At 36.8% G+C, this 13,197-nt stretch carries 11 protein-coding genes; 5 read left to right on the top strand and 6 right to left on the bottom strand.

Going from position 1 to position 13,197, the window contains the following annotated elements:
• Positions 1–1,547 precede the first annotated feature (1,547 nt).
• On the top strand, positions 1,548–1,982 hold the full coding sequence (locus AAHB12_RS30100) for a DUF6173 family protein (RefSeq protein ID WP_342048762.1): 435 nt from the start codon (positions 1,548–1,550) through the stop codon (positions 1,980–1,982).
• 92 nt (positions 1,983–2,074) lie between these two features.
• Here the strand turns inward: AAHB12_RS30100 and AAHB12_RS30095 are convergent, their stop codons facing one another.
• Entirely contained in the window at positions 2,075–2,275 is a 201-nt protein-coding gene (locus tag AAHB12_RS30095) for a cold-shock protein (RefSeq protein WP_165350906.1), read from the bottom strand.
• 618 nt (positions 2,276–2,893) lie between these two features.
• Here AAHB12_RS30095 and AAHB12_RS30090 point away from each other — a divergent pair.
• A complete protein-coding gene (locus tag AAHB12_RS30090; RefSeq protein ID WP_129731750.1) occupies positions 2,894–3,166 on the top strand; it encodes a hypothetical protein in 273 nt (90 codons plus the stop codon).
• Between the two features lie 338 nt (positions 3,167–3,504).
• Positions 3,505–4,551: a hypothetical protein gene (locus AAHB12_RS30085; protein WP_342048761.1), complete on the top strand. Its 1,047-nt coding sequence runs from the start codon at positions 3,505–3,507 to the stop codon at positions 4,549–4,551.
• A 1,296-nt stretch (positions 4,552–5,847) separates the two neighbouring features.
• Here the strand turns inward: AAHB12_RS30085 and AAHB12_RS30080 are convergent.
• Complete coding sequence (locus tag AAHB12_RS30080; RefSeq protein ID WP_342048760.1) at positions 5,848–6,222, bottom strand: hypothetical protein; 375 nt, start codon at positions 6,220–6,222, stop codon at positions 5,848–5,850.
• A gap of 404 nt (positions 6,223–6,626) precedes the next feature.
• On the opposite strand from AAHB12_RS30080, the gene AAHB12_RS30075 reads away from it, so the two are divergent.
• Positions 6,627–7,145: a DUF3967 domain-containing protein gene (locus tag AAHB12_RS30075; RefSeq protein ID WP_342048759.1), complete on the top strand. Its 519-nt coding sequence runs from the start codon at positions 6,627–6,629 to the stop codon at positions 7,143–7,145.
• A 531-nt stretch (positions 7,146–7,676) separates the two neighbouring features.
• Here the strand turns inward: AAHB12_RS30075 and AAHB12_RS30070 are convergent.
• A complete protein-coding gene (locus tag AAHB12_RS30070) occupies positions 7,677–7,868 on the bottom strand; it encodes a hypothetical protein (RefSeq protein WP_342048758.1) in 192 nt (63 codons plus the stop codon).
• 502 nt (positions 7,869–8,370) lie between these two features.
• On the opposite strand from AAHB12_RS30070, the gene AAHB12_RS30065 reads away from it, so the two are divergent.
• A complete protein-coding gene (locus AAHB12_RS30065; protein ID WP_342048757.1) occupies positions 8,371–9,474 on the top strand; it encodes a spore germination protein in 1,104 nt (367 codons plus the stop codon).
• Between the two features lie 348 nt (positions 9,475–9,822).
• Here the strand turns inward: AAHB12_RS30065 and arr are convergent, their stop codons facing one another.
• From arr to AAHB12_RS30050, 3 genes are all read right to left on the bottom strand, one after another.
• Positions 9,823–10,239, bottom strand: a complete 417-nt coding sequence (arr, locus tag AAHB12_RS30060) for an NAD(+)--rifampin ADP-ribosyltransferase (RefSeq protein ID WP_129731666.1) — start codon at positions 10,237–10,239, stop codon at positions 9,823–9,825.
• A 1,349-nt stretch (positions 10,240–11,588) separates the two neighbouring features.
• Complete coding sequence (locus tag AAHB12_RS30055) at positions 11,589–12,257, bottom strand: MarR family transcriptional regulator (protein ID WP_342048756.1); 669 nt, start codon at positions 12,255–12,257, stop codon at positions 11,589–11,591.
• A 432-nt stretch (positions 12,258–12,689) separates the two neighbouring features.
• Positions 12,690–12,872, bottom strand: a complete 183-nt coding sequence (locus AAHB12_RS30050; protein ID WP_342048755.1) for a hypothetical protein — start codon at positions 12,870–12,872, stop codon at positions 12,690–12,692.
• Between the last annotated feature and the right edge of the window lie 325 nt (positions 12,873–13,197).

Here is a 13,197-nt window from a genome sequence, read left to right as displayed (position 1 = left end):
ATTGTTATGTTAACCTCACTAAAAAAGCACATAAAACAACAGTAAGCGACCTCGATCATCCTCTTAGGAATCACAAGGTCGCTTACACTATTTCTTCATCCATGGTATTCATAATCCTTTCCGTTCATTGCAAATGAACGCTGATGTTGTCCCTTTCTTTATTAATTTAGATAAAGGCAACTTCTTATCAAAATAATAAGGTATAGGAGGTATTTAGAAAAGAGATCTTACTTTTACTACCCAGCGTATACTAGATACGCTTTCGCCTTCCGCTACTCTGGTGGTACCACCCTCTTTTTCAATAGATTTTGGTTTTATACCCTGTACATCATTTGTACATTCGCCTTGCTCTATCGCACTGGATCCACCTTCTTTTTGATATGTATGTTTTACTTGTACTTATCATACATCCAGGGTCGAATTTTGTAAATACTAAAAATTATAAATTTTCTAAAAATTCAAAATAAATTGTAAATAAATGGTAATTGTAAATGGTTACCATATCGTTATAGTGTACATACATTGAAATGAATTTGCTCATGATATATGTATCGGGTACGTAACGGTTGAGCCCAGATCTATATATGGTTCATAACAGAGGTGTATATAGGTCGGTCAAAGATTGTATACAGGTCATTGGTTCGTACAAACTATGTGGTTTGTGTGCAATCGGAGAGAAGATTTTATTCGGTGGGGAAAAGGTTCATTATAGTCGTATGCTAGCTGCTATGATTACAGTGGGGTTCCAACTTATCGGATAGAGTCGAGCTAAGATCGTGCCGAGTGCCGCAGGCTTTAGAGAGCAATTTAGCTCTTATAAGGCTAACGGTCATATATAGCCGAAAGGTTATATATGGTTGTACAGGTATTTTGTACGGTCGAACGAACCATTAGTATGAGTGGTGAACTGCTTGTTTATAGTCGAAAGATTATAGGCGGGTAATAAGCTATTTATATTAGTGCAAGGTAGATCGTTACGTGCTCGTATTGTTCTAAAAGTTGATACATAAAATCGAGTATTCAAATTATCTTGAGAAGCTAACGGGATCTAATAAGAATCTCGTTTTTATTTTGAGTTTCATTTTTCGAGAAAGATTGAAGAGCATAAGGGATTTCTGTCCCCAACTAGGTTGTGGAGTCCGGCAATGCCTGACGAAATCGTGGGTACATGAAAATCTCAAAAGTGTCTCCATTGTGTGTCCATATTTTGAAGCAATGTCCCTCTCGTGTCCCCATCAAAATGTGAAAGTGTCTCCATTGCGTCCCCATGTATTGAGTTGCTGTTAACACAACTTTTTCTATTTTTCCCGAACAGATTTTAGGTGAGTGCGCAATTATACACTTGCTACGCTAGTGCACTTTGCGAAGTTGCGCGGCAACTTGTTCTCGATTCGTTTTTCCCGCAGGGGATTAATCTCGAATGAAAACAAGAAGATTAACAGTGCCCCTATATAACAAAAAGCCTTCCAATTACTGGAGGGCTTTTTGTTTAGAGGATATTGTTTCTATTTGTCGAATGTAAGGATGTAAAGAGGAGGTGTATTCAATTGTTTGGTAATGCTGAAAAGAAATTGCTAGATAAGTTAGGGAAAATTAATGTAGATTGGCAAAAGTATCTCTCACGGCAACCGATTGTTCCAAACATTGAAACGAATCCAATCTTACCTGGAAATTCTAATCTTGCGAGCGAGTTCTATAAAAGATTAGTGGAAATGGTTAATGATTTCGATGCTTCTCTAGATCAGGAGCATGAAGTAGGGGTACGCCTAGTATCACATGGACAAACAATACAGTTTCATGTGGAGGATATTGGTTATTGGGATCCGAGTCTAATTTGTTTTTATGGGATATTGGAGGATAGTTCAAGGGTTAAATTGATTCAACATGTTTCACAGCTTAGTTTTTTATTAATGGCGGTTAAAAGATCAAATCCCGAAGAACCAAAAAGATCTATTGGATTTAGTAGCATGGAATTGAACTAATATGATTATAACCAGGCATTCCTTCGGGAGTGCCTTTTTAATATTTTTAGAAACAAAAAGCCTTCCCAGTGATCGGGAGGGCTTATTTTTAATTATTGTTTTTGAACGTTAGCAGCTTGTGCTCCACGGTTACCTTGAGTAATTTCAAAAGTAACTTTTTGACCTTCTTCTAAAGATTTGTAACCTTCAGTTTGGATTGCTGAAAAGTGAACGAATACATCTTCTCCACCTTCACGCTCGATGAAACCAAAACCTTTTTCACTGTTAAACCATTTTACTGTACCTTGTACCAAGTTATTTCCCCCTGTGTGGATGATTCCACATTGTATTACCATTTTTGCTCTTTTACCGAACAAAACAGTTAACTTTATTATAACGTATTCCCGTTAAGACGAGATAATACAAAACATTGAAAATAAATAAAAAAACCTTCCCCGTGATCAGGGAGGGCTTTTTACTGTCACTATTATTTTCCGCTAGCAATATGCAGCAACGGTAGATCCTGCAAGAATGGCAGGAAGTTTACGAGCGATGCAGGAAAAGGTAATCAACTATTATACAGGCGAGAGAAGCCTATTCAGACGCGATACAGGTCGCAAGAGAGTCGCTAAAATAAGTAATACCTTATGATAGCTTGCTTGATTTAGAATTCATCTGCGAGAGCCTTACAAGCGCTTATAACGAAGAAGGGATTATATTCACTGTTGAGGGTGTACTTTCTACCTTATTCGTAGACTTCATGAACAGAATACAGAAAGGTGATATTAAAAACCTTGCGAGAATCCTTTCAGCTCATGCACGAGAGGGGGAATCCGCATGATAGCACTTCTTACCTTCCTATCTGTTCTTGCAACTTACCTTATCTATTTGCTTGTCGATGATATCAAGAAGCAAATGGAGGTAAATAAGCGATGAAAAAGTTATTTATAGTTCTTATGACCATAGGCATGGTTGGTGAGTATCTTGACGAAGTTCATGGAATTGGATGGTATCTAGACACTGGAAATCAGGCACGGGACCTAACAATAGGTTGGGTATTAGGTTTTGGCGGGATCATTATGTGTGTGTTTCTTATTTTAAATTTCTTTGGAGTTTGGGATCGTAAAGAAGAAGAAACATACTATCAGGACGAGGAATATCAAGAGGATGCAGAAATATACGAGACACCAGTAAAAATAACATAGTGGAATGATTGGTACGATGATTAAACCTTGTAAGAGCGAAGGGGTTGCTATTCTAGCAGTTCCTTCCTATATTTTCATTGAACTGGATTGGAAAACAATGCTAAGATGGGGACAAATACATACGCAGAAATGGAAAAACGCCTTTACCTCATTCAACTTGGCGGAAGAGTAGGTAAAAGCGTCCCAGTAAGAAGCTTAAAAGGGCATAGTATACCCTTTTTTAAACATGTGTTATTAGCAACATATTAGCACATAGTTTTTTAGAAGGTCAATTCTATCCTTTCGAGACTTCTTACCATTTTTCGCGAATCTAAAAATGGAAAAGAGGTCTTTTTATTATGGATCAATTAAAAACAATGGATCAGTTGAACGAATTGGAATGGGCAAAGGTTTTTGAAGTAGCTGAACAGGATTTTTATCAAACAAAATTTATTCATGTAGACATGGTAGGAGATCGAAACGCTGGAGATCTACTTGCCCGTATTGTTTACTGGTTTTCACCTTCTAAAGATGGACGTTCTAAGCTACGTATCTTTAAAAATAAAAAATTCTGGTTAGCAAAAGCTCGTACTGATTGGTGGGATGAAATCCGCTTATCAGCTAAACAATATGATACTGCTATTAAAAAGCTTGTGGAGCTGCGGTTAGTAGAGGTTTGGAATACAATGTTTGACGGAAAGAAAACACCTCATATTCATTTGAATTGGGATACATATCTTATCTTAAAACAACAGGTTGCATACCAAATTTATCAGGAAAAAGTGCAAGCAGAATTGAAAAGACAGCAAGAGGAATATGCGGCATTTTTAGCACAACAGCAAGCCAATCCTGCATTATCACTGGATTTTACCCAAACGGTAAAACCGGTTGATCCACTATCTCCATCTGGTTTTACCCATGAGGAATATCCGGTTTTACCCAAAGGGGAATTTCGATTTTACCCAAACGGTAAAACCGAAAATGCCCAAACAGTAAAACCTATAACAAAGACTACATCAAAGACTACATCAAAGACTACATCAAAGACTACTACTAGTAATGAGCCTGAAACCATTAGTAGTAGTAGTCGTGATTCTATTGATCAGGAATTAAAGGGTAAATATCCTAATGCTCCATTTGATGTAGTTAAAACGGAAATGTTTGCTGATAAAAAGGCTATCACTAAAACAGACAAACAATATAGAGCCATCCTTGATTACAGATTAAAGAACTGGCAACCTGAACAGAAAAAATCTGGCGGTAAACAATCAACTCGTAAAGAACAGCTTCCAGAATGGCTAGAGGAGCAAAAACAACAGTCCCAGGAAACACAAATTGAAGCAGTAGACCTAGAAGAAGAACGCCGCCGTTTAGAGGAAGAGCTCAAGATGTACAAAAAAGCATAGAATACAGCTTTATTTTCCTTCTTGTGCACTTTTTCAGCTAACATCGAGTAAAACTACCGATCTACGAAAAACACGCTTATAAAGGACAATAGGGGCTTTAAAATGAATCTCTTTTGTATTCCCTGCTTCCAATGCAATCTGAGCCAACACAAAGGCGTAGACAATATTTATACACTATACCTATACATTATTGGCGCTTCAATTTATATATGGATATAGTGCACACTTAAAATTGCGCTATACCGCCGCCCGAACGCCCCATTTCTATTCGAGTCCTCGTCCCCACACCTCATACTGCCTACGTCAGCATGAGGTGTGGGGAACATACAAATGGGGCGTTCGGGCTAGATAGAGGGTAAATGTGAAGAGAAAGAGAGAAAGAGGAAAAGAAGAATAAGAGATAAGATCAAAATAAGAGAAGAAACGGAATGAAATGAATCAGAAATATGAATAGATAATGATGCTAAGAACGATATGTATGGTGAAAAAAGATAGGGTAGAGTCGACGGAAAGAAGTGAAATAACAAGTAAGAGGAACACATAGGGAAAGAGAATAACAAGACAGCCCCCGCGGGAAAAACAAATCGAAATGATCTAAAACGGTAAAGACGTTTTGAGAATTGAGAACAAGTTGCTGTGCAAATTCGCAAATTATAGATGCGAAGCAACTGTATAATTGCGCCCTGTAATAAATTCAGGGACAACAATATAAAAAATGTACATGTGAGAGGATGCTATATATACGGATAAAAGCTTATGTATCAATTCTTTGAGAGGTCTATATATATGGGTTCAAATAGAGATATATAGGTTCTAGTCTTTGCGTAGCAAGGCTTTAAGGAGCGTATATATACACTTTATTCCCCCTCTAAATAGAGGTGAAAATGGTGCAGTGGTTTGCCTATGTTTTGAGTTCTTTTTTGTTTAGATCGAGTGATAGCGAGTACGTATCGGACACCTGCTTAGCAAGGTGTATAGATGCGCCCTCACCTAAAATCGTTCGGAAAAATAAAAAAAGTTGTGTTAACAGCAACTCAATACATGGGGACGTAATGGAGACACTTCTACATTTTGATGGGGACACGATAGGAACATCCCTCAAAAATAGGGGAACACAATGGAGACATTCAAACACTTTTATTGATATCACAGTTTCCCTAGGCTCTGCCTAGGCTAGCACCCTATGTGATATCAAAAACCCCTTATGCTCTTCTGACTATGCTTAAATTTTTAAACAAAAAGACGAGATCCAAATAAGATCTCGTTCTAGTTAACATAAAATCCGAAAGCGGAAGTTTAAGGCTGTTCTTCTGCTATCTTCATCTTTATGTAGATTTCATCAATCTTATCTTCACTCATTCTAAAATGTTTACTTGCGAGTTTTATTACTTGAGGATCTTGAATTTCGGGAACGTAATTCTCACCATTGTTTGTTAAAATATCAAACTGGTTCTGTATATATTCATAGATTTCTTCCTCTTTAGGCGTCAGAGGGACATCCAAATCATTTAAAATATTACTACTATTTACGATATTAGTCTGAGTTGATGTGTTAGGCAAATCATCGTCACCAATATAGATTAAAGTAACTGCAACAACAGCAAATAGCAGCAGAGCTATAATTTTCAATGACAAAGGTAGCCAATTCATAGTAGATTGTTTCTCAGTCATAAACTTATCACTTCCTCAAGCTTCAAATTAATTTCATAGTAACATACAATTATCCTGTATATTCATAAAAAAAGGGCTGTATATCAATTCGAATAATACGTTGATAAGAAACTATTTCCTGTATACCCTATACATGTCCAGTTAACATAACATCTCATTATCGGAAGTGGGAATCGTTAGGGATTCCCTGCGAAACCCTTGTGGCATCCGTATTTCTTTACTTACTATCCAGTCCGTGAAATTTCACGTCATGTAAGATTTTATAAAATGTAGAAATGGCAAGGATTGTTGCAAACTTGCCAATTTATTTCCCAGTCTGAAATTGTATAAAATCCTGCATATGAAGGAAAAACAGTCTTTTATATCGAACCTCGATACAAAAAAGAATGTAAAAGGAGGCCGCTATGAGAACGTATCGACCTAAAGATATGGCGGAGATCTTACAGATCGACGCTGTAACAGTTAGGAAGTACAGTCAAAAGCTTGAAGCAGCCGGATATCTATTTCAAAAAGATGAAAACACGTATCGGATTTATAACGATACAGATATTAAAGTGTTCAGATCGCTTATTGAAGAAAAGAAAAAGGCGGGCGTATCGCTTGAATCGGCTACAAAGTCAGTAGTGGCGGCACATTCGAGAAGAGATATATCGAGGGTAGATACAGAAAAAAACGATACAGAACCATTACAAAAAGAGATTGCTGGACTAAAAGAGGTCGTGTTGACCCAAAATCAATTGTTACAGGAACTGACTAAACGATTAGACCAACAAGATAAAACGATGACCAACCGTTTAGATCGCCAGGAACAAGTGTTGATGAATAGAGATGAAGCTTTAATGTCGATGATTCGTGAAACTCAAGAGACAAAAAAAATGATAGCAGCCACACAACAAAAAAAGTGGTGGCAGTTTTGGAAATAAAAAAATGAGGCACACAGATTACATTTCTGTGTGCCTCATCCATGTTTTAATAGCTCAAATACTGATAAGCAGCCATGTATTCTGTAACATGGCTGCTTGGATGAAGGGAATCTTCAATTCCCCTTCTTATTTATTTCTCATTGTTAAGTTTTTATGCAATGAACTTTTAATCAAACAAAAACACCCCTCTAGACCGTTGAAAATGAGGGGTGTTTTTGTTTGATAACTGTTGAGTAAACGGGAGGATTCGGCATTCTCTTTCACTTTATTCTTCACACGAAAAAACATGCAGGATTCTATACAGTTTTAAGGAAAAGTTGGATCGCTAAATTATTTGGCAAATAAAAAAAGCAATGCCTTGATGGTGGGGCATAACCTCCCCACAGACACTACTATGTATTCTTAGCACTGCTTGTAAGCGTTACGCTAAGCGCATATAGGCATAAGTGGAAAAAGGGAAAAGAGATTACCTCTATATCCCTTCCTCCTTCTATTTACCTCACTAGAAAATTTGATCATGTGCTTTCTTGTTTAATCCTCAAAGTCAACGTCTACGCGTACATTGACATTGGAATTTCCGCTATTCTGTACAGTGGCAGTATTAGTATTGCGATCAAAAATTCTATTTGTGTTATCGTTGTCAGAGCGCACCATTGTCTCTTGTTCAAAATCAAAGTTGTTTTCTCTTCTATTTTGATTTCTATTTCTACCCATTCTATTCATCAACTCCTCCCAATTGATATTCTTTATAGTATATGTAAAATCTATTAAAAAGATCAGATAAACTATCAATTATGATAGAACGCAAGAAAAATTTTTTCACAATATAGAATCATGATGTATGTCATTTCACAGAACCACTTAAATCAAGATTTTCAGACATCAAAATTGAATGAAAATATGCAGGATTTTATGCAAAAAGTAAGGAGATTTGTCAAAGGATGGGGAGGCCAAAAGCCGCGCCACTTGGGCATTGCATAAAATCCTGCATACTTGATAAATTGAGAGATTTCGAGAAACCCAGTATTGGTGCGGATGCCCTGGGCATTCCCACTTCCGATAATGTGGGATTATGTAAACCTAACATGTATAGAATATGCATAATTTTTGTTCTTTTTTGGAAATGTAAAATTGTACCGGTTATAAGAAAAAGCGTGGAAAAATGAGAAACAATGAACCTTTTGAAAGTAGTAATCCTGAATTGTGAATAAGGAAGTGACCTGCGATGATTACCAGCCCCAAAGACCATATTACGACGCCTCAAGCAGCTATTATCGTCATCAATTATATAATTGGAACGGGGATTCTGACCTTGCCCCGAACATCTACAGAGAAGGTGAAAACACCAGATATCTGGTTAACTGTGATTTTAGGCGGGCTGATCACGATGATGGCAGGGATTATCATAGTCAAATTAAGCCAACAGTTTCCAGAAAAAACCTTTTATCAATACAGCCAAGAAATTGTAGGGAAATGGGTGAGCCGGTTACTAAGTCTACTCCTTGCATGTTATTTTTTTACGATGTGTGGGTTTCTGGTCCGTGTATTAGCAGAAATAACAAGTTTTTTCTTGTTAGAAGGCACCCCCCTATGGGCCATCCTTATGCCATATATGTGGACGAGTCTCTATTTGATCATGGGCGGCATAAATCCGCTGGCCCGTGTGTTTGAAATGATCTTTCCCATTACGGTTGGCATTTTTTTGATGGTTACCCTTATGAGCTTTAAAATATTTGAGATGGATAATCTGCGCCCGGTACTAGGGTTGGGGATTATACCGGTACTAAAGGGAATCAAAACAACCGCTCTCTCATATACAGGTTTTGAAATCATGTTGATTCTGTTGCCGTTTATGAAACAGCCAAACAAAGCAGGAAAAGTTATTCTAGTTGGAATTTTTTTCCCGATGATCTTTTACACGATAACTGTCGTGATGGTCATCGGTGCGTTCTCCGTCGATGGAGTGATAATGCAAACATGGCCGACGCTTGATCTCATGCGAAGTTTTGAAATGCCTGGTTTGCTATTTGAACGGTTTGAGTCTCTTTTGCTAGTGATATGGATTATGCAAATGTTTGCTTCCTTTACCACAGCTCACTATGCTGCTTCTTTGGGGCTGGCCCAACTCTTTAAAAAGAACATTCATCCATTTATGTATGGCTTACTTCCGGTCATTTACATCATTGCCATGATTCCGACAAATATTAATAATTTATTTAAACTCGGGGATATGCTGGGCAATGCTGCGTTGTTTTTATTCGGTTTACAACCGCTGCTACTTTTGCTCATCTTGAGATTGAAAAAGAGAAAGTATGAAGTAAAATCATAACAATGTACGGTTTCTTTTAATTTCGTTGTTGATTCTTTTGCTTCTATCTCTTACTGAGTGTTAAAGCAGCAACGAAATTAAAAAGACTTCATAGATTTCTAAATATATCGACTTCCGATAACACTTGATTATGTGAATACGAACCCCCTTCAGTAAGAGTGGTCTGAAGGGGGTTTTTAGCATTCTAGATACATTGACTCCCGATAATGGGGGATTATGTTAACCTCACATGTATACCATATACAAAACATACTTAACATTTTGTATGGCTTATCTTTATTTATATAGTAAAATTAGTTAAGTCTTTAATCAGGCATTTGGCTGAAGTTTTAATTAATAATGTGAGAATCAATCGTATATTACGTTTTTTCCTTCTTCACTTAACTTTTTTAAAGATGTAAGCATATGATTTATTTCTTCATCGGAATGCCTTTCCCATGAACTTAATTCAGCTACTATTTTCAAAGGAGATTTAGATCTATAAGAACGTGTTGGGTTTCCAGGGAATTTTTTGTCAGTTAAGTTCGGATCATTTTCAAAATCACCTAATGGTTCTACAATATAAATTCTCTCTTTTGAATTAGATCTTGCTAATTCAGCACCCCATTTAGCAGCGTTTAATGTTGCAGTAAAATAGATATGGTTAGATTTTTTATCCTGATAATTGGATAAGTGCAACGGTTCAAGCAGATCTCCGATTTTCAGTTCTGCTTTAGTACCATGAAAGAAAGGACCAGGATCTAAGATATTTTTTTTGTCACTCATATATCCACACCCCTTATACTTTTAGACTTGCGTATAACAGTATAAGGCAAGACATGAATGAAAAAACAGTCTATAAATAATCCTCAGATAGGGTTATAATGGAAGTAGAGACTAAGATGTTATAAGAAACAAACTATCTAAATAAAAAATTCCCACCACTTCTTTTTTTCCTCAGCAGCAGAAAGTTGTTTTCTCGTCTCTTAGATTTCACGTATATGACTCATACTTTGCTGATCCATACGTTCCATGACTGTTTTATAATTTTCTCCTGGATTTATAGCCAGGGCGCAATTATACAGTTGCTTCGCATCTATAATTTGCGAAGTTGCACAGCAACTTGTTCTCGATTCGTTTTTCCTGCAGGGGCTGTCCTCCTATTCTCTTTCCCTATGTATCCTTTTATTCCCTCTTGTATCTGTTCTCTATCTTTTCTCACCATACATGTTGTTCTTAACATCCATATAACCCCACATCCCAGCATCATTATCTATTCATATTTCTGATTCATTTCATTCAGTTTCCCCTCTCATTTTGTATCTTTGTATATTCTCTTTTCATTTGATCTTATCTCTTATTCTTCTATTCTTCTTTTCCTCTTTCTCTTCACATTTACCCTCTATCTAGCCCGAACACCCCATTTGTATGTTCTCCACACCTCATGCCGACGAAGTTGGTATGAGGTGTGGAGACGAGAACTCGAATACAAATGGGGTGTTCGGGCGGTGGTATAACGCGATTTCAAGTGTGAACTATATCTATATAATCATTGAAATACCAATAATTTACAATTTTGATATATAGGCATAGTATACACATTCATATCAATTCATATTGCACTGGAAACAGGGTGTACAAAAGAAATTCATTTTAAGACATCTGAAATCCCTATAAAAGGATTCTAGATGAATAACAGTAGTTTTTTCTATGTTTGTAGAAAGACGAACGCTTAAAAACAAATCTGAGGCTTCTGAACAGTGTCTTTAATGTTTGAAAAGGTTTTTCCCCTTGCTTTTGGTCATCGGCTTGGCAAAAAGCAAAAACGAGCCGAAAAAAATTCTGAAAGGAACAAAGGAAAGAAATGGCGACAGCCATTTAGGCGACGATTAAGGAGCCGGCTTTTCTTTGTTAAGGGTGGAGATTTTTTTCGCGGGTTCTGCGAAAAAAATACTACCCGTTCCTTTCGGAATTTTTAGCCCTTATATAGAGTGAGATAGAGAAATTACAAAAAACCAGTAATATCAAGGGTTTGAGAGGGGGGGGGTGTGAAGTTTTTTTCACACCTGTGTGAAGTTTTTTTCACACCTAATATTTGGTAAATAAATAAAAAAAAAAGATGTCAATATAGACATCTAAAATAAATAAACTGGAAGATTATGTTTTTTATTATCATCTTTATTAACTTTAAAATTTCTAAGAGACTTTTTAAATATGTGTTGAGTTGCCCGATCTATACCATCTTTAGGAGAACAACACATGATATTTGGATTCACAAACCAAGTTCGAGAAGTACAAATTCGCCCATCATCTGTAGTCATTCCAGATTCAGCTACACCAAGTACTCCCTTTTTTAATAAAGAATTCATTGTCTTAGAAACACTCTCTCTAGTTTTTCCAAGCTTTTCAGCTAAATAGCTTGGAGTAGCAGCATTAGTTTCAATTTCATCTTTATCACTACTTTTCTCAATAATTACATTAGTTTTAAACTCTATGTATGGTGAAAGTGCCAATAGGAATGCTTGTTCCGCACTTGTGAAATAACCAATACGGTTTAAATACTCCACATTATCCATGATTATTTGCACGAATTTCACCCTATCCGTAGGTTTTCTTTTTTTATAAATACCGTATTCATCACCAGTCATTCTTTGAAGTGCTTGGAGTAATAAAGCTTGTTCTTCTGAAGAAAAACCGCCTGCTTTAAGTTGCTGATGCATCTGTTCAAGTTTTAAATCTCTTGCCCTTGCTTTCTTTTCAGCTTCTTCCATAAGATTAATAACGCTTTTTTTGTCTTCTGCCATTATTTTTCTTCTCCTTCTCTATGGAAGGAGTTAACCCATTTATGTTAGAATATATTTAGTTAATAAGGGATTAACCCCTTCATATTGGTTGGTAAGAAACCCCGCTGCGACCAAACTTTGGGGTTTTTTACCATTTATAACGTCATTTCGACAAATCTTATAACAATTCCTTTAAGGATGCTAGTTCAATACTAGCATCCTTTTCTTTTTTAGAATAGATGTTGGTTTAGAATACTGGTCATCTATATAGTACATGTTCCTGTAAACTCTTAAGAGGGTTAAAAAAATACCCCTCCCTAATTTGGAAATATTATGGTAAAATTTTAGTTTCGTATTATCATAAAGGCTAAAGATTCTGCAAGGAACGGGTAGTATTTTTTTCGCAGAACCCGCGAAAAAAATCTCCACCCTTAACAAAGAAAAGCCGGCTCCTTAATCGTCGCCTAAATGGCTGTCGCCATTTCTTTCCTTTGTCCCTTTCAGAATCTTTTTCGGCTCGTTCTTGCTTTTCGCCAAGCCGATGACCAAAAGCAAGATGCGGGGGATCGGCTTGCACGAGCGATTATACGAGCCGAACCGCCAGATCATCCGTCCCTTGTATTGCTCTCTCTCCATATGACCTACACGCTTACGTGGGGTTTCGCCCCCACACGGCGAGCCATCCTCTGCCCAAAAACAAGGGAAGTGCCAAAACCTTAATAAAAACAAAAAAACAGCCCTTTTTAGGCTGCCTGTTAACATAAGATTCGAAAGCGGTAGTAAGTATATGTTGTTTATTTTAACATTTCTATTCTCTCCATGTCGGAAGACAATTATCTATGGCTTCGTTCCCCGAAAAGCTTATTTATACGATTCTGTCCTTTTTCTACCGTAGAAATCATCTCATCAAACAACTCTTGAACCGTAGGAACATTATCGATAAGACCTATAACCTGACCAG

Source organism: Bacillus sp. OTU530 (assembly GCF_038440375.1).
Note: the sequence above shows the minus strand (reverse complement) of the source record. Positions and strands in the feature narration are given on the sequence as shown.